The sequence below is a fragment of the Aromatoleum sp. genome (genome assembly GCF_036675785.1).
Classification (GTDB): Bacteria; Pseudomonadota; Gammaproteobacteria; order Burkholderiales; family Rhodocyclaceae; genus Aromatoleum.
On the sequence record NZ_JAKFEF010000073.1, the window covers coordinates 52,533 to 68,807 of the forward strand.

14 protein-coding genes and 1 pseudogene are annotated in these 16,275 nt (G+C 65.7%); 10 read left to right on the plus strand and 5 right to left on the minus strand.

All coding sequences use genetic code 11. The features are described from left to right. Positions 1-12 precede the first annotated feature (12 nt). The 3 genes from V6M37_RS15535 to V6M37_RS15545 all read right to left on the minus strand — a co-directional run bounded on the left by V6M37_RS15535 (position 13) and on the right by V6M37_RS15545 (position 2,368). Complete coding sequence (locus V6M37_RS15535; protein WP_332674850.1) at positions 13-465, minus strand: host attachment protein; 453 nt, start codon at positions 463-465, stop codon at positions 13-15. A gap of 187 nt (positions 466-652) precedes the next feature. Further along, positions 653-1,468, minus strand: coding sequence for a zinc-dependent peptidase (locus tag V6M37_RS15540; RefSeq protein WP_442881021.1), 816 nt, complete (start codon positions 1,466-1,468; stop codon positions 653-655). A gap of 6 nt (positions 1,469-1,474) precedes the next feature. Beyond that, positions 1,475-2,368 (minus strand): DMT family transporter, encoded by an 894-nt coding sequence (locus V6M37_RS15545; protein WP_332674828.1) that lies wholly within the window; start codon positions 2,366-2,368, stop codon positions 1,475-1,477. A gap of 102 nt (positions 2,369-2,470) precedes the next feature. Between V6M37_RS15545 and V6M37_RS15550 the strand changes: the two genes are divergently transcribed. Next, entirely contained in the window at positions 2,471-4,675 is a 2,205-nt protein-coding gene (locus V6M37_RS15550; protein WP_332674830.1) for a RelA/SpoT family protein, read from the plus strand. A 70-nt stretch (positions 4,676-4,745) separates the two neighbouring features. On the opposite strand, the gene ppk1 is transcribed toward V6M37_RS15550, so the two are convergent. Continuing rightward, complete coding sequence (gene ppk1, locus V6M37_RS15555) at positions 4,746-6,830, minus strand: polyphosphate kinase 1 (RefSeq protein ID WP_332674831.1); 2,085 nt, start codon at positions 6,828-6,830, stop codon at positions 4,746-4,748. Between the two features lie 197 nt (positions 6,831-7,027). Here ppk1 and ppx point away from each other — a divergent pair, with 197 nt between their 5' ends. Genes ppx through V6M37_RS15595 form a run of 8 tightly spaced genes read left to right on the plus strand, consistent with a single transcriptional unit; the run spans position 7,028 to position 15,327 of the window. Further along, positions 7,028-8,530, plus strand: a complete 1,503-nt coding sequence (gene ppx, locus V6M37_RS15560) for an exopolyphosphatase (protein ID WP_332674832.1) — start codon at positions 7,028-7,030, stop codon at positions 8,528-8,530. Continuing rightward, positions 8,527-9,651, plus strand: coding sequence for an MlaE family ABC transporter permease (locus V6M37_RS15565; protein ID WP_332674834.1), 1,125 nt, complete (start codon positions 8,527-8,529; stop codon positions 9,649-9,651). Before ppx ends, V6M37_RS15565 begins: the two co-directional genes overlap by 4 nt. Beyond that, on the plus strand, positions 9,648-10,427 hold the full coding sequence (locus tag V6M37_RS15570) for an ABC transporter ATP-binding protein (protein WP_332674836.1): 780 nt from the start codon (positions 9,648-9,650) through the stop codon (positions 10,425-10,427). Before V6M37_RS15565 ends, V6M37_RS15570 begins: the two co-directional genes overlap by 4 nt. Beyond that, complete coding sequence (locus V6M37_RS15575; RefSeq protein WP_332674838.1) at positions 10,427-11,368, plus strand: MlaD family protein; 942 nt, start codon at positions 10,427-10,429, stop codon at positions 11,366-11,368. The genes V6M37_RS15570 and V6M37_RS15575 overlap by 1 nt, the downstream gene beginning before the upstream one ends. Positions 11,369-11,387: 19 nt before the next feature. After that, positions 11,388-12,014, plus strand: coding sequence for an ABC-type transport auxiliary lipoprotein family protein (locus V6M37_RS15580; protein WP_332674840.1), 627 nt, complete (start codon positions 11,388-11,390; stop codon positions 12,012-12,014). A 52-nt stretch (positions 12,015-12,066) separates the two neighbouring features. Further along, complete coding sequence (locus tag V6M37_RS15585) at positions 12,067-13,719, plus strand: acyl-CoA synthetase (protein ID WP_332674842.1); 1,653 nt, start codon at positions 12,067-12,069, stop codon at positions 13,717-13,719. A gap of 17 nt (positions 13,720-13,736) precedes the next feature. After that, positions 13,737-14,537 (plus strand): enoyl-CoA hydratase, encoded by an 801-nt coding sequence (locus V6M37_RS15590; RefSeq protein ID WP_332674844.1) that lies wholly within the window; start codon positions 13,737-13,739, stop codon positions 14,535-14,537. Between the two features lie 25 nt (positions 14,538-14,562). Further along, on the plus strand, positions 14,563-15,327 hold the full coding sequence (locus tag V6M37_RS15595) for a TatD family hydrolase (RefSeq protein WP_332674845.1): 765 nt from the start codon (positions 14,563-14,565) through the stop codon (positions 15,325-15,327). On the opposite strand, the gene V6M37_RS15600 is transcribed toward V6M37_RS15595, so the two are convergent. Next, positions 15,324-15,938 (minus strand): TetR/AcrR family transcriptional regulator, encoded by a 615-nt coding sequence (locus V6M37_RS15600; RefSeq protein ID WP_332674847.1) that lies wholly within the window; start codon positions 15,936-15,938, stop codon positions 15,324-15,326. The two genes, V6M37_RS15595 and V6M37_RS15600, sit on opposite strands and share 4 nt — an antisense overlap. A gap of 169 nt (positions 15,939-16,107) precedes the next feature. On the opposite strand from V6M37_RS15600, the pseudogene V6M37_RS15605 reads away from it, so the two are divergent. Beyond that, positions 16,108-16,275, plus strand: a pseudogene (locus V6M37_RS15605) (electron transfer flavoprotein subunit beta/FixA family protein); the annotation flags it as partial.

Consider the following 16,275-nt stretch of genomic DNA (forward strand, 5'->3'; position numbering starts at 1 on the left):
ACGGTCGACGAATCAGAGGAAAAGGCAGGAAGCGAGGCGCTCGCGGAGCACCGGCTCGGATTCCTTCGTGTAATCCTTCTCGAAACGGTCGGTGATCAGTTGCGCGGTCGGGTTGTCCAGGACCGCATTGAGCATGCCCATGAATGCGGGCGGGGCGAAGACGATGGCGCGGCCAAACGCGTTTTTTGCGCGCCCGAGATAGAGTTCCTGTGCGATCTCCTGTGCGAAGAGCTTAGCTTCGTGCGTCTTGGGGGCGGTCTGCGGCAGCTTGCTCCCCTGTCCGCCGCCTGCACCGTTGCCCGCTGTCGCCTGATGGCCGGAACGGTCGGTGACCAGTTCCGAGTTTTTCTGTCGACTTTCCGGATGGATCAGTTCCTTGACCAGTGTCAGCCCCTTGTTCGGGCCGAGGTTCGCATACAGCTTAGCCAGACTGGCGTTGGCAACCAGAATCCAGGTAATAGCCATAAATCGTCCTCCGGGAAGAGCAGTAAGGTTGATACTCATTTGCTGCCCTTCCAGCTTAGACGGCGCCTCAGGGGGTGGCAAATCGATTTTGACGTGAACGTAAACCGCCGCCGAAAACGGCCTGCCACGCTTGGTTTACGTCACGGCACATACGCAAAACGCATCTCCAAGAAAGGGCGCAGGCATCTCAGAATATGCGGTCCGGTCGGACCTGTCCGTCGTTTGCGCTTTCCTCGCGGACGCGCCGCTCGCCGGCCGCCGGATCGAGGCGGTAGAAGCCGCGGAGCTGTTCGTAGACGGCGGGAAAATCGTGCTCCATCCGGCAGGGCGATTCGAAGAACGCTTCGGAAGCGACCGCGAAGAATTCTCCCGGGCTTTCGGACCCGTACGGGTCGAGAAAAGTCCGTTCGCCCGCGTCGACCTGGTCGCAGAAACGCTGATACGCGTCGTTGAACGCACCCGCCCACGCGCTGCGGCTCATCCCCGCCGGCAGTTTCGGCAAGCCGTCGACGCCGCCGTTCTCCATGTCGAGCTTGTGCGCGAACTCGTGGATCACGACGTTGATGCCGGTCGGCGCGTCGCCTTCGTCGTGCCACGACACCAGCACCGGCCCGGCCTCCCAGGCTTCGCCGAGGACTTCGTCGTCGTATTCATGGACGACTCCGCTCTCGTCCATCTCGTGCCGCGGAATGATGAAATCGCCCGGATAGACGACGACGCCGACCCAACCGCGGTACGCGTCGAGGCCGATCTGGAGAATCGGCAGACAAGCCTGCAGCGCGATCGCGAGCAGGATGTCGTCGCGCAGCACGAGACCCTGCGCGCCGTGGAACTGCTTCTCGACGAGGAAGCCGCGGGCGAGTTCGCGCAGCCGCTCGCGCTGATCGGCGTCGAGGTAATCGAGAAACGGCAATCCCGCTTCGACCCGGCGCCACATCGGCAGCGGGACCGTCAGCACGGCGAGCTTGCGCGCGCGCCGCCATTTGCGAAGAAATTCCAGGATCATCGGTCAGCGCCCGAGCTTCCGGGTGGTCAGCAAAATGCCGACGAAGACGAGCGCGATGCCGACGAAGTGGTACGGGGCCGGCCGTTCGCCGAGAAAGACCGCAGCGAGAATCGCCGCGAAGACGGGCATCAGGTGGATGAACAGCGACGCGCGGCTCGGGCCGACGGCCGCGACGCCGGCGTTGTAGAACACGTATCCGAGGAAGCCCGGGAAGATTCCGACGTAGAGAATGCCGGCGATCGCCGGGAAGCTCGCAGCGACATGACGGCCGCTCGCGACTTCCCACGCGTAGGCCGGAACCAGCGCCGCGACGCCGACGACGGTGAAGGCGGCGAGCATCAGCATCGGATGGACGCCGGCCGGCCGCCACTGCAGGCCGACCGTGTAGATGCCCCAGATCAACACGGCGAGCAGCATCCACAGGTCGCCGGTGTTGAGCGACAAGCCGAGAAGGGTTTCGGGGCTGCCGCGCGCGACGAGGGTCATGACCCCGGCGAGCGACACGATGACGCCGACCGCCTCGAGCCGACTCAGACGTTTGCCGAGCAGGACGAACGCCAGCGCGATCGTCGCGACCGGTGTGAAGGAGTTGAGCAGCGTCGCGCTCGTCGCGGTCGTGTATTGCAGCGCGATATACGCGAAAGTGTTGTATCCGCCGACGCCGAGCAAGCCCAGCAGGAGGACCGCGCGCCAACCCGACTTGAGTTGCGGCCATTGCGCGCGCAGATGCGGCAGGGCGAACGGCAGCACCAGCGCGAGCGCGATCGTCCAGCGCCAGAACGCCAAAGCCATCGGCGGGACCGCTTCACGCAGTCCGCGCCCGATCACCATGTTGCCGGCCCAGAACAGGGCGGTGAGGGTCAGGAGAAGGTAGGGGTTGGGGGCGATCTTGCGCATTGGCGTTGCTGTCGTCGGCGAGCCCCGGATCATCGCATATGGTTCCGGGATCCGCCGTCCGCATCGGGCATGGATGCCGGCCAGTATGGGATAATCGCCGCCATGGTCTCCGTCACGCATGCGATTTCCCAGAACGCCGCCGCCGCGCCGGTCGAGCTCCTTGCAGAAGGTCTGCAGGCCGACGAGCGCGCGATGGTCCGGCGAGCCCTCGAACTGGCCGAAGGTATCTACGAGACCCACGTGCTCGGCACCGGCGAGTCCGTCTGGACCCACGCGCTCGGGATGGCGCTGATCGCCGCGTCGCTGCGGCTCGACGCCGAAACGAGGGTTGCGGCGCTGCTGTTCGCGATCGGCGATTATGTCGAGGATCCGGCCGGGATGATCGGCGAGCGTTTCGGTGACGCCGTCGCGCGGCTCGTCGAGGGCTTGCGCAAGCTCAACGGCCTGCGGCTGCTGTCGCGGATGACGGCGACCGCGAGCGCTCCCGAGATCCGGGCGCAGACCGAAGTGCTGCGCAAGATGCTTCTCGCGATGGTCGAGGACATCCGCGTCGTGCTGTTGCGGCTCGCGTCGCGGACGCAGACTCTGCGCTATTTCACTGAGTACAAGGGCGAAGCGCGGGTCGACGTCGCGCGCGAGAGCCTCGACATCTACGCGCCGCTCGCGAACCGCCTCGGCGTCTGGCAGTTGAAGTGGGAACTCGAGGACCTGTCGTTCCGCTTCATCGAGCCTGAGACCTACAAGCGCATCGCGAAGATGCTCGACGAGCGTCGCGTCGAGCGCGAGAACTTCATCCAGGCGGCGATCGATCGCCTGAAGGGCGAGATCGCTGCGGTCGGCATCAAGGCCGAAGTCTACGGCCGGCCGAAGCACATCTACAGCATCTACAATAAGATGCGCGCGAAGCGGCTCGATTTCTCGCAGGTGTACGACATCCGCGCGCTGCGGGTGCTCGTCGACAACGTGCGCGACTGCTACACCGTTCTCGGCATCGTCAACCAGATCTGGCAGCCGATCGGCCAGGAGTTCGACGACTACATCAGCAACCCGAAGGGCAACAACTACCAGTCGCTGCACACGGCCGTGCTCGCCGGCGACGGTCGCGCGCTCGAAGTGCAGATCCGCACGCACGACATGCACAAGCATGCGGAGCTGGGCGTCGCCGCGCACTGGCGGTACAAGGAAGGCAAGGGCCACGGCGGCGATTACGACGAGAAGATCGCGCTGCTGCGCAGCCTGCTGTCGTGGCGCGACGAAGTCGCGGATTCGGCCGACTGGGTCGAGAAGTTCAAGCGGGCGTCGCTCGACGACGCGATCTACGTCGTGACGCCGCAGGGCAAGGTCGTCGATCTGCCGCGCGGCGCCACGCCGATCGACTTCGCGTACCGGCTGCACACCGATCTCGGGCATCGCTGCCGCGGCGCCAAAATCGACGGGCACCTGGTGCCGCTGAACACGCCGCTCGAGAACGGCCAGACGGTCGAAATTACCGCGGCGAAGGAGGGCGGCCCGTCGCGCGACTGGCTCAAACCGCAGCAGGCTTACGTCGCGACGAGCCGCGCGCGCACGAAGATCAAGCAGTACTTCAGCCAGCTCGACGAGGAAGAGCTCCTGTCACGCGGGCGCAGCGTCGTCGCGCGGGAGCTTCAGCGCGAGGGACACGCGCAGGCCAACATCGACGAGGTCGCCGGCAAACTCGGCTTCAAGAATGCGGAATCGATGTTTCTCGCGGCCGGCCGCGGGGAACTCGGTCCGCGCGCGGTGCAGTCGGCGCTGCGCGACGCGCACGCGGACGAGGCGCCGACGGCGGCCGAACCGGAGATCGTCGTCGGCCGCAGCCGCGCCGCGGACTCGAGCGACAAGGTGCTGATCGTCGGCGTCGGAAAGCTGCTCACCTCGCTGGGACGCTGCTGCAAGCCGGCGCCTCCGGACGCCATCGAGGGTTTCGTCACCCGCGGGCGCGGAATTTCGATCCATCGCGTCGATTGCCTCGACTTCCAGCGGCTCGCCGCCGAGCATCCCGAGCGCGTGATGGAGGCGGAGTGGGGCGAGCAGGCGTACAACAACCGCAAGTCGGTGTTCCCGGTCGATATCGCGGTTCAGGCGATCGACCGGCAGGGGTTGCTGAGGGACATCTCGGAAGTGTTGTCGCGCGAGAGGCTCAACGTGATCGCCGTCAATACACTGACGAAAAAAGGCATCGCCTTCATGAAATTCACGATGGAAGTCGGCGGCGTCGCGCAGATCCAGCGCGCCGTCACGCTGATCCGCGAAGTGCGCGACGTGATCGACGCGAAGCGGAAGTAGCGGTCGGCGAGGGCAGCGCGATACCTAGCGGGAGTCCTGCTGCGGCCGGCCGTGTTCCGGCCCGCAGCGTTCAGTGTACTTCGCCCGCGAGTTCGCCAAGCAGGATCGTTTGTGCGGCGCGGCGCAGCCCGCGCGGCGTTTTGCGGCGATAGCGGCCGTCCTCGAGCATCTCCCACGCTTGGCAGTTGTCGCCGAGATACGCGCGCAGGCCTTCGCGGACGACCCGCCGCTTGAGCCGCGGGTCGAGTATCGGAAACGCGATTTCGATGCGGCGGAAGAAGTTGCGGTCCATCCAGTCCGCGCTCGAAAGGTAGATGTGGTCCGCGCCGTCGGCGTGGAAGTGGAAGATGCGGTGGTGTTCGAGGAAGCGGCCGATGACCGAGCGGATGCGGATGTTTTCCGACAGCCCCTCGACGCCGGGCCTCAGCGCGCAGGGACCGCGGATGATCAGGTCGATCTCGACGCCGGCCTGCGACGCCGTGTAGAGCGCCTCGATCGTCTCCGGCTCGAGGAGCGCGTTCATCTTCGCGATGATCCTGCCCTTGCGCCCGGCGCGCGCGATGTCCGCTTCGTTGTTGATTCCGGCGATGACGTTCGCCTGAAGCGAGAACGGCGCCTGCCAGAGGTGTTTCAGCGTGCTCGCCCTGCCGAGCCCGGTGAGCTGCTTGAAGACTTCGGCGACGTCGGCGCCGATCTCCTCGTTGCAGGTCAGCAGCCCGAAGTCGGTGTAGAAACGGGTCGTGCGCGGATGGTAGTTGCCCGTGCCGAGGTGCACGTACCGGCGCAGCCCGCCGGCTTCCCGCCGCACCACGCTCAGCAGCTTTGCGTGCGTCTTGTAGCCGAACACGCCGTAGACGACATGCGCGCCGACCTCTTCGAGGCGGTTCGCCCAGCTGATGTTCGCCTCCTCGTCGAAGCGCGCCATCAGTTCGAGCACGACGGTGACTTCCTTGCCTTTCTGCGCCGCGCGGGCGAGGTGCTCCATCAGCACCGAGTCGGTCCCGGTGCGATAGACCGTCATCTTGATCGCGAGCACGTCGGGGTCGTCGGCGGCCGCGCGCAGCAGGTCGATGACCGGCGTGAAACTCTGGAACGGGTGGTGCAGCAGCACATCCTGGCGGCGGATCGTCTCGAAGATCTCGCCGCTCTTTTCCAGCGCCGTCGGCAGGCCGGGAAGGAACGGGCGGTAGTTCAGGTCCGGACGGACGACCCAGTCCGGCACCTGCATCAGCCGCACGAGGTTCACGATGCCGGGTGTGCGGTAAAGATCCTTCGGACTCAGCCGGAAATGCTGAAGCAGGAAGTTCGCCATCTTTTCCGAGCAGTTGTCGGCGACTTCCAGCCGAACGCCGTCGCCGAAATGGCGCTGCTGCAGTTCGCCCTTCAACGACGCGCGCAAGTCCTTGACCTCTTCCTCATCGACGAAGAGATCCGAGTTGCGTGTGACCCGAAACTGATAGCAGCCGTGGACGTTCATGCCGGAGAAGAGCTCGCCGACGTGCGCGTGCAGCACCGATGACAGGAACACGAAGGTGTACTCGTGGTCGCAGATTTCTTCGGGCAGGCGAATCACCCGCGGCAGTGCGCGCGGCGCCTGCACGATCGCCGCGCCGGAGTCCCGGCCGAACGCGTCGAGCCCTTCGAGTTCGACCGCGAAGTTCAGGCTCTTGTTGAGGACGCGCGGAAATGGGTGCGCCGGGTCGAGTCCGATCGGCGTCAGCACCGGGATCACTTCGCGCAGGAAATACCCCTTGACCCACGCGCGCTGCACATCGCTCCACAGGCCCCGGCGCAGGAAAACGATGCCTTCGGCTTCGAGCGCCGGCAGGATGTCGCCGTTGAGCAACGCGTACTGCTCCGCGATGATCTCGTGGACCTCGCTGCTGACGCGGTCGAGCAGTTGGGTCGGCGTGAGGCCGTCGATGCCCGCGCTGCGGCTGCCGAGCCGGATCTGCTCCTTGATGCCCGAGACGCGGATTTCGAAGAACTCGTCGAGGTTGCTCGAGACGATGCAGAGAAACCTCAGGCGCTCGAGAAGCGGAACGGTCCTGTCCGCCGCTTGCGCGAGAACGCGACGCTGGAATTGCAGCAGCGACAGTTCCCGGTTGATGAAATGTTCGGTCGGAAAGCGGGGAGTTATCGGGAACCTGTCCATTCTGTTTGCGTCCGGGCGCAACGTTTGCCTGCCGCGATTATGTGTCATTTGGTTTAATGATTCATGACAGATACGGACTGCGACGAGTTCCCCGCGACGTTTGCGCAGTGATTCGGGTTTGGCGTGATGCCGACGCGGGCGGTTAGAATGCGCGCGACCCCGACTCCGGATCGCCGCCCGGCGCTTCCCGCCTCACGATGATGCAAGAACTGATAGCTGCCATCGATCTCGGTTCCAACAGTTTCCGGCTTCAGGTGGGACGGATCGTGAACGACCAGATCTACCCGCTCGACGGTCTCAAGGAACCCGTCCGGCTGGCCGCCGGCCTGTCGCCCGGAAAGCTGCTCGACGCCGCGGCCCAGCAGCGGGGCTTCGACGCGCTGCAACGCTTCAACGAGCGCTTGCGCGGCTTCGCGCCCGACGCGGTCCGCGCGGTTGCGACGAACACCTTGCGCGTCGCGAAGAATTCGCCGGCCTTCCTCGTGAAGGCGGAGGCGGCGCTCGGCGTGCCGATCGAGGTCATCGCCGGGCGCGAGGAGGCGCGGCTGATCTACGTCGGCGTCGCGCACACGCTACCCAATCCGCACCGTCAGCAGCTGGTCGTGGACATCGGCGGCGGGTCGACCGAATTCATCATCGGCAAGAGCTTCGAGCCGATTCAGCTGGAATCGCTGTACATGGGGTGCGTGCGCTACAGCCTCGAGTATTTTCCGCAGGGGCGTATCGACAAGCACGGCCTGCGCGAGGCCGAAATGGCGGCGCGCCGCGAACTGCAGACGATCGTACACGCGTACCGCGAGACCGGGTGGGAGGAGGCGGTCGGATCGAGCGGATCGGCAAAGGCGCTGGCGGAAATTCTCGAGCAGAACGGCTTTTCCGACAGCGGCATCACGCGCGACGGCCTCGATCGGCTGCGCGCCGCGCTGCTTCGGGCCGGGAGCCTCGATCGTATGCAACTCGCCGGTCTCAAGGGCGACCGCCTGCCGGTTCTGCTCGGCGGCTTCTCGATCATGTCCGCGGTGTTCAAGGAATTCGGTCTCGAGCGCATGGTTTTTTCGGAAGGCGCGCTGCGCCTGGGCGTGCTCTACGACCTGCTCGGCCGCTATCATCACCACGACCTGCGGGATGCGACGGTTGCGTCGTTCGTGGCCCGGTACGCAATCGACCGGAAACAGGCCGAAGAGGTCGGCGCGACGGCGTGCTTCCTGCTGTCGCGCCTGCTCCCCGAGACCTCGGATCCCGCACACCCTGATCGCCGCTTCCTGCAGTGGGCCGCGATGCTCCACGAGATCGGAATATCGGTTGCGCATTCGAGCTACCACAAGCACAGCGCGTACATTCTCGCGAACGCCGACATGCCCGGTTTCTCGCGGATGGACCAGGGGCGCCTCGCTCGCGTCGTCCTCGCGCACCGCGGCAAGCTCGAGCGTGTCGGGGCGATCGACCCGGACAGCAGGGATTGGCTGTTGATCGTCTGCCTGCGGCTCGCGGCCGTCATCCACCGAGCCCGCGACGGGCGCGGCATCCCGCCGATCGATATCGAACGCGCAGGGCGTGATTTTCTCGTCGGAGCGCCGGATGGCTGGCTGAAAAAGCTGCCGCTCACCGCATCGGCGATCGAGGAAGAGCAGCGCCAATGGCAATCGGTGGGGCGAAAACTCTTGCTGCGTACGAAGCCGGTTCTGCTCGAAGCGGAATGACCGGCGATCCGAGGGTCATCGCCTCATCCGCTGCGCGTCCCGGAGCAGCCCCGGTCGTCCGCATCGAGGGCGACTGGACCCTCCGTTCGCTGGCATCCCGGGTGGGGGAAATCCGCAAGGAACTCGCGTTCGCCGGCGCCGACGCGAGCTGGCAACTCGACGTGTCGCGACTCGACAGCTTCGGCGCGACGCTGCTGTGGCAAGCATGGGGCGAGCGCTGGCCGCGCGAACTCGACGCCGACGAGGCGCTGTCGGCCATGATCGAACGCGTCGCCGAGGCCGCGACCACGCCGCTTCCCGAGCCCCGGTCCTACACGCTGATCGACGCCGTGGTCGGACTCGGCCGCGTCCAGCTCGTTCTGTTCGGTCATGTCGCCGGTCTGGTGCGCCTCCTCGGCCAGCTCGTCCTCGACGTCGCGTATCTGATCCGCCATCCGCGCGACTGGCCGCTGTTCGAGATTTCGGCCAACGTGTTCAAGGTCGGCGCGAAGGCGACGCCGGTGGCGGCGCTCGTCGGCTTCCTGATCGGCGTCGTGCTGTCCTACCTGTCTGCGCTGCAGCTGCGCGCCTTCGGCGCCGACATCTACATCGTCAATATCCTCGGGCTCGGCATCGTCCGCGAACTCGGGCCGGTGCTCGTGTCGGTGCTGGTCGCGGGCAGGTCCGGGTCGGCGATGACCGCGCAGCTCGGGGTCATGCGCGTGACGGAGGAAATCGACGCGCTGTCGGCGATGGGCATCTCGCGCACGCGGCGCCTGGTGCTGCCGAAAGTCGTCGCGCTGACGCTGGCAATGCCGCTCCTCGTGCTGTGGACGTCGGGCGTCGCGCTGCTCGGCGGGATGGTGTCGGCGTGGGTGCAACTCGATCTCGGTTTCGGCTTCTTCATCGACACGCTGCCGCGCGTCGTGCCAATTGCGAACCTCTACATCGCGATCGCGAAGGGCGCGGCGTTCGGCCTGCTGATCGCGCTGGTCGCATGTCATTTCGGGCTGCGCGTACGGCCGAACACCGAGAGCCTGTCGGCGAACACGACCGCGTCGGTGGTCTCGGCGATCACGGCGGTGATCATCGTCGACGCGATCTTTGCGATCGCGACGCGCTCGATCGGAGTGCCCGGATGAGCGCGGCAGCGGTCATCGAAATGCGGGGAATCGTGACGCGTTTCGGGAATGCCGTGGTCCATGACGGCGTCGACCTGTCGGTCGCACGCGGCGAAGTCGTCGCGCTCGTCGGCGGTTCGGGCAGTGGCAAGACGACCTTGCTCCGTCACGTGATCGGGCTCACCCGGCCCGCAGAAGGCACCGTCTCGCTGTTCGGCGAACCGCTTTTCGCCGGCAGCGCGCGCGAACAGCAGGCCCGGCGCCAACGCTTCGGCGTCCTGTTCCAGCACGGCGCGCTATTCTCGGCACTGACGGTCGCCGAGAACATCGGTTTTCCGTTGCGCGAACTGCGGGTCGTGACGGATCGCGAGATCCGGGAGCTCGTCGCCCTGAAGCTCGCGATGGTGGAGCTCGAACCGTCGACCGCGCTGATGATGCCGTCGCAGCTGTCGGGCGGGATGATCAAGCGCGTCGCGCTCGCCCGCGCGCTGGCGCTCGAGCCGGAACTGCTGCTGCTCGACGAACCGACCGCGGGCCTAGACCCGGACCGCAGCGACGCGTTCGTCGGCCTGATCCGCTCGCTGCGGGAGCAGCTCGGGCTGACCGTGGTGCTGGTCACGCATGATATCGACACGCTCGCGTCGCTCGCGTCGAAAGTCGCGATCCTTGCCGAGCGCCGCATTCTGAGTTACGCCTCGCTGGAGGAGACGATGGAACTCGATCATCCGTTCGTCGAGCGCTTCTTTCACGGCGAACACGGGCGCCGGGCGCTGGCGCGCAGAAGGGAGAAGGGCTGATGGAAAATCGCTCGCACGCACTCGCCGCCGGGCTGTTCGCGCTCGTGCTCGGGACCGCGCTCGTTTTCGCGTTGTGGTGGTTCTCGGACGGGCGGGCGGAGGTCCGGGAATACGTGCTCGAATCACGGGGCAGCGTGACCGGCTTGAACGTCGAAGGCGATGTCCGTTTTCGCGGCATCTCGGCAGGCAAGGTCACCGACATCGGCATCGATCCGGAAGATCCCGAGAAGATCCTCGTCACGATCGAGATTCGCGAAGAGCTGCCGATCACCCGCGGAACGCGGGCGAGGCTCGGGTACCAGGGCGTGACGGGGATCGCGTACGTGCAACTCGACGACCACGGGGACGACCGGACGCCGCTCGTCGCGGATGGGGCAGGTCCGTCTCGGCTGGTGCTCGAGCCTGGGCTGGTTGACCAGCTGACCGACAGCACGCTCGACGCCGCTAAGCGCATCAAGGTCGTCGCCGACCAGCTCGCGCAATTTTTCAACGACGAGAATCTCGCGCGGCTCGAGACCACGCTCGAGCGCCTCGAATCGGCGTCGGCCGGTATCGACCGAACTTTTGCCGATGCGCCCGCAACGCTCGCGGTGATCCGTTCTGCACTGAGCCGGGAGAATCTGCAGCGGCTGTCGGCGACGCTCGCGAACCTCGAGCAGGCGAGCGGCGAGGTCGCGCCGGCCGTGACGGAAATGCGGACGCTGATGGTTCGCCTGCAGGGGATGGCCGACAATCTCGACGCCGCGGCCAAGGTGACGGGCGAAGGACTCATCGACAATACGCTGCCGCAGCTCGATGGCCTGCTGAAAGAACTGACCGGAACGTCGCACCGGCTGAGCCGCTTGATCGAGGAGGTTCAGGCATCGCCGCAGATGTTGCTGATTGGCCGCACGCGGCCGCCTCCGGGGCCGGGCGAGGCAGGGTTCGATCCGAACAAGTGAGCGCAGAGGAGTGTCGACGATGTTCGTGACGAGACCGTACAAGTGGGCCGCGGTCCTGGTGCTGAGTCTGGCCGTCGCAGGATGCGGGAACCTCGGTGTTCCGGCCGCCCGATTCGCGTTTTTCGACCTCGGCGTCGCGACGCCGGTCGATCCGCCGTTGCCGCTCGCGCTGGCGCGGGTCGAGGTGCGGGCGCCGACGTGGTTGTCCACGGGGGCGATGCAGTACCGCATCGAATACCGCCAGCCCGCCAAGCGCGAAGCTTATTCGGAGACGCGCTGGGTCGCGGAGCCCGCCGAGATGCTCGGTCTCGCGCTCGATCGTGCGCTCGTGCCGGACCGCGGCGCGGGCGGCAAATGCCGGCTGCGGGTCGAGCTCGACGAGTTCGTGCAGGAATTCGAAACCGCCCGCGGCAGCCATGCGATAATCATCGCCCGTCCGTCGCTGATCGCTCCCCGAAGCGACGACGTAGTCGCGCAGAGCGCGCTCATGATCCGTGAGCAGGCGCCGACTCCCGACGCCGCCGGTGGGGTGATCGCCCACCGCCGCGCGGCGCGTCGTCTGGCCAATGAGATCGCCGGCTGGATCACCGGCCTCGATTCTGCGGATCGACAGGGGTCGGGTTCTCTAGAACGCTGCGGGCAGTAACAGCCGGCGTTTCGTCCAACTTGATTGAATCACTGATGACAGCGGAGTTGAAATGACTGAAAAGAAAGCATCGCCGTACGAGATCGGGCTGGATAAGAACGAGGCGAACTATGTGCCCCTCACGCCCCTCACGTTCATCGAGCGGAGCGCCTACGTTTACCCCAACCGTACTGCGGTCATCCACGGCAAGCGCCGCTACACGTGGCTCGAAAGCTACACGCGCGCCCGGCGACTGGCTTCGGCACTGAAGCAACTCGGCGTCGGCAAGAACGATACCGTCGCCGTCGTCCTCAACAACACGCCGGAAATGTTCGAGTGCCATTTCGGTGTCCCGGCGACCGGCGCGGTGCTGAATACGCTCAACACCCGCCTCGACCCTGAAGCGGTCGCCTTCATGCTCAACCACGGCGACGCGAAGGTGCTGATCACCGACCGCGAGTTTGCGCGTGTGATGGGCAAGGCGATCGAGCTCGCAAACCGCCCGGACCTGGTCGTCATCGACGTCGATGACATCGAATATACCGGGCCGGGCGACCGTCTCGGCAACATGGACTACGAGGCGTTCCTCGAAACCGGAAGCCCGGATTTCGTGTTCGAGCGGCCCGCGGACGAGTGGGACGCGATTTCGCTGAACTACACGTCGGGCACCACCGGAAACCCGAAGGGCGTCGTCTATCACCATCGCGGCGCGTACCTCAACGCGATGAGCAACATCGTCAGCTGGGGCATGCCGCCGCATTCGGTCTATCTGTGGACGCTGCCGATGTTCCACTGCAACGGGTGGTGCTTCGCCTGGACGATGGCGGCGAACGCCGGCACCAACGTGTGCCTGCGACGCGTCGACCCGCGCCTCATCTTCGACGCGATCCGTGAGCACGGCGTCACCCACTACTGCGGCGCGCCAATCGTGCATTCGATGCTCGCGAACGCGCCGGAAGCGTGGCGCGAGGGGATCGATCACAAGGTCTACGGCCTGGTCGCCGCCGCGCCGCCGCCGGCCGCGGTCATCGAAGGCATGGCGAAGATCGGCATCGACCTCACGCACGTGTACGGCCTGACCGAAACCTACGGCCCGGCGTCCGTTTGCGCGAAGCACGACGACTGGAAGGATCTTCCGCTCGCCGAGCAGGTCGCGCTGAACGGTCGCCAGGGCGTGCGCTACCACGCGCAGGAAGGGATCACCGTCCTCGATCCCGAGACGATGGAGCCGGTGCCCTGGGACAATCGGACGATGGGCGAGATCATGTTCCGCGGCAACCTCGTGATGAAGGGTTACCTCAAGAACCCTGGCGCGACCGAGGAGTCGTTCCGTGGCGGCTGGTACCACACCGGGGACCTCGCCGTGATGCAGGAGGACGGCTACGTCAAGATCAAGGACCGTTCGAAGGACGTGATCATCTCCGGCGGCGAAAACATCTCGTCGATCGAAGTCGAGGACGCGCTGTACAAGCACCCCGCCGTGATGGCGGCCGCCGTCGTCGCGTCGCCCGACCCGAAATGGGGCGAGGTGCCGGCCGCGTTCGTGGAACTCCGGGACGGAGCGAGCGCGACCGAGGCGGAGCTCATCGCGCACTGCAAGGAACACATGGCCGGCTTCAAGGCGCCGAAGAAGGTCGTTTTCGGACCGCTGCCGAAGACGTCGACCGGGAAGATCCAGAAGTTCGTGCTGCGGGAACAGGCCAAGTCGACGGCATCGTTCGAGTGAATCGAGGGAGAACAGGAATGAGTGCAATGCTTCAAGGCGACAACGAGGGCATGCTCATGCGCCGCGATGAAGGCGGTGTCGCGTACCTCACGCTGAACCGCCCGGCGCAGTTCAATTCGCTGTCGCAGGCGATGCTCGAGACGCTGATCGCCGAGGTCGACGCGATCGCGCAGGACGCGAGCGTACGCGTCGTCGTCCTCGCCGGCGAAGGCAAGGCTTTCTGCGCCGGTCACGACTTGAAGGAGATGCGCGGGAACCACACGCTCGAGTTTCAGCAGGCGCTTTTCCGGCTGTGCAGCAAGTTCATGATGAAGCTCGTCGAACTGCCGCAACCGGTGATCGCGCGGGTCCATGGCATCGCGACGGCGGCGGGGTGCCAGCTCGTGTCGATGTGCGACCTCGCGGTCGCCGCCGACGTCGCGCGCTTCGCGGTTTCGGGGATCAACGTCGGTCTTTTCTGCGCGACCCCGAGCGTGGGGCTGTCGCGCAACATCGGACGCAAGGAAGCGTTCGAGATGCTCGTCACCGGCGATTTCATCGACGCGCATGAAGCCCAGCGTCGCGGGCTGGTCAATCGCGTCGTGCCGCTGGAGCAGCTCGACGAGGAGATCGCAAGGCTCACCGCGTCGATCTGCGCCAAATCGCCGGTCGCGATCCGCATGGGCAAGCAGATGTTCTATCGCCAGCTCGAGATGGGCATGGACGCCGCGTATCAGACGGCGGCCGAGACGATGGCCTGCAACATGATGACCGAGGATGCCGGCGAGGGCATCGACGCGTTCATCGCCAAGCGCAAGCCGGAGTGGCGCGGCCGGTAAGCGTGTCGGTCCGGCAGGCGTCCCGATGCTTGTCGACACCCACATTCATCTGGATGCCGCCGAGTTCGAGCGCGACCGCGAGGTCGTGCTCGGCGCCGCGAGAGCGGCTGGCGTCGAACGGTTCGTCGTTCCCTCGGTAGACGTCGCAAACTTCGATCGCGTCGCCGCGCTGGGGGCGGCGCACTCCGACATTCGTCACGCCTATGGCATTCATCCGCTCTATGTCGAGGGGGCCGGGGAGAACGATCTCGAAATCCTCGCCGACAGGCTCGCGACGGGTGGCGCGATCGCGGTCGGCGAAATCGGGCTCGATTTTCACGTCGACCACCCCGACCCGCAGCTGCAGCAGCATTTCTACATCGCGCAGCTAAAACTCGCGCAACGCTTCGGCCTGCCCGTCATCCTCCACGTCCGCCGCGCGGTCGATGCGATTCTCAAGCAGTTGCGACGGATCGATGTGCCGGGCGGAATCGCGCACGCGTTCAACGGCAGCAGGCAGCAGGCGGACATGCTCATCGGGATGGGCTTCAAGCTGGGTTTCGGCGGGACGATGACGTTCGACGGCTCGCGGCGCATTCGCGAACTCGCCGTCGCGCTGCCGCTCGATGCGCTGGTGCTCGAAACCGATGCGCCCGACATCCCGCCGGCGTGGGCGCGGGGCGAGCGGAACGAGCCGGCGAACCTTTGCCGCTACGCGGAGGTCCTCGCCGGCCTGCGCGGAATGAGCGCCGCGGACGTGATCGCGGCGACCGGGGCGAACGCGACGCGTGTCTTCGGTGACGCGCTCTAGCTGCCGCTGGCGCGGGCGGCCTGATCCTTCATGCTCGCAGACAGTGCAATGAGGTCGGCGATGTCCCGCTTGAGCCGGGCGACATCGCTGTCGAACTTGTCGTACACCATCAGCGAAATCCCGAACACGTACGCGTAGAGCAGCATGCAGCGGCTCGACGCCTCGTCCATCGGAACGCCGCAGGCGAGAAACAGTTCGCGCGCGCAGCGCAGGCGCATTTCGTCGACTTCCGCGACGATCGCCGCGGCATCGGCGTCGCGCCGGGCCCAGTCGCGCACCGCCAGTTCGATCATCGCGCCGCGCCGGCTGCGGCTCGCACTATAGACGTCGATCACATGATAGATCTGCTCGAGTTCATGCCCGGACTGCGCACGGGTCTGCTTCACGATGTCGCGGATCCGGCCGTCCCGCCACGTCTGCAGGACCGCCATCAATAGGTCACGCCGGTCCTGGAAGTGCCAGTAAAAGCTGCCTTTCGTGACCTTGAGACGCTTCGCGAGCACTTCGACCCGCAGGCCGGCGATGCCTTCGTCGGCGAGCACGTCCGTTGCGGCGAGGACCCACGCGTCGCGGTCCAGTTGAACCCGGGGTTTGATCGACATGTTTTCCATACGGGGTAGTATTGACGAAGGCTGGACCATACGGTACCGTATGCATCCCATACCGATGCGTATGGAACGATTTTTTGGGCTGGAGGTCAAGGTGTCAATCGATTTGGGGCGGTGACATAATGCCCCGATCAATAAGAACCTTTGACCAAACATATAAAGGAGCGCGGCTTTGAAGATCCTCGTACCCGTGAAACGCGTGGTCGATTACAACGTGAAGGTGCGCGTCAGGAGTGACGGCAGCGGCGTGGATATCGCCAATGTGAAGATGTCGATGAACCCGTTCGACGAGATCGCCGTGGAAGAGGCGGTGCGGCTGAAGGAAGCGGGGGTGGCGACG

Excerpts from the sequence above, each read along its gene's own strand:
- V6M37_RS15590 (WP_332674844.1), top strand. The coding sequence starts at position 13,737 with ATGAGTGCAATGCTTCAAGGCGACAACGAGGGCATGCTCATGCGCCGC.
- V6M37_RS15575 (WP_332674838.1), top strand. The coding sequence starts at position 10,427 with ATGGAAAATCGCTCGCACGCACTCGCCGCCGGGCTGTTCGCGCTCGTG.
- ppx (WP_332674832.1), top strand. The coding sequence starts at position 7,028 with ATGATGCAAGAACTGATAGCTGCCATCGATCTCGGTTCCAACAGTTTC.
- ppk1 (WP_332674831.1), bottom strand. The coding sequence starts at position 6,830 with ATGGACAGGTTCCCGATAACTCCCCGCTTTCCGACCGAACATTTCATC.
- V6M37_RS15585 (WP_332674842.1), top strand. The coding sequence starts at position 12,067 with ATGACTGAAAAGAAAGCATCGCCGTACGAGATCGGGCTGGATAAGAAC.
- V6M37_RS15550 (WP_332674830.1), top strand. The coding sequence starts at position 2,471 with ATGGTCTCCGTCACGCATGCGATTTCCCAGAACGCCGCCGCCGCGCCG.
- V6M37_RS15565 (WP_332674834.1), top strand. The coding sequence starts at position 8,527 with ATGACCGGCGATCCGAGGGTCATCGCCTCATCCGCTGCGCGTCCCGGA.
- V6M37_RS15595 (WP_332674845.1), top strand. The coding sequence starts at position 14,563 with ATGCTTGTCGACACCCACATTCATCTGGATGCCGCCGAGTTCGAGCGC.
- V6M37_RS15580 (WP_332674840.1), top strand. The coding sequence starts at position 11,388 with ATGTTCGTGACGAGACCGTACAAGTGGGCCGCGGTCCTGGTGCTGAGT.
- V6M37_RS15535 (WP_332674850.1), bottom strand. The coding sequence starts at position 465 with ATGGCTATTACCTGGATTCTGGTTGCCAACGCCAGTCTGGCTAAGCTG.
- V6M37_RS15545 (WP_332674828.1), bottom strand. The coding sequence starts at position 2,368 with ATGCGCAAGATCGCCCCCAACCCCTACCTTCTCCTGACCCTCACCGCC.
- V6M37_RS15570 (WP_332674836.1), top strand. The coding sequence starts at position 9,648 with ATGAGCGCGGCAGCGGTCATCGAAATGCGGGGAATCGTGACGCGTTTC.
- V6M37_RS15600 (WP_332674847.1), bottom strand. The coding sequence starts at position 15,938 with ATGGAAAACATGTCGATCAAACCCCGGGTTCAACTGGACCGCGACGCG.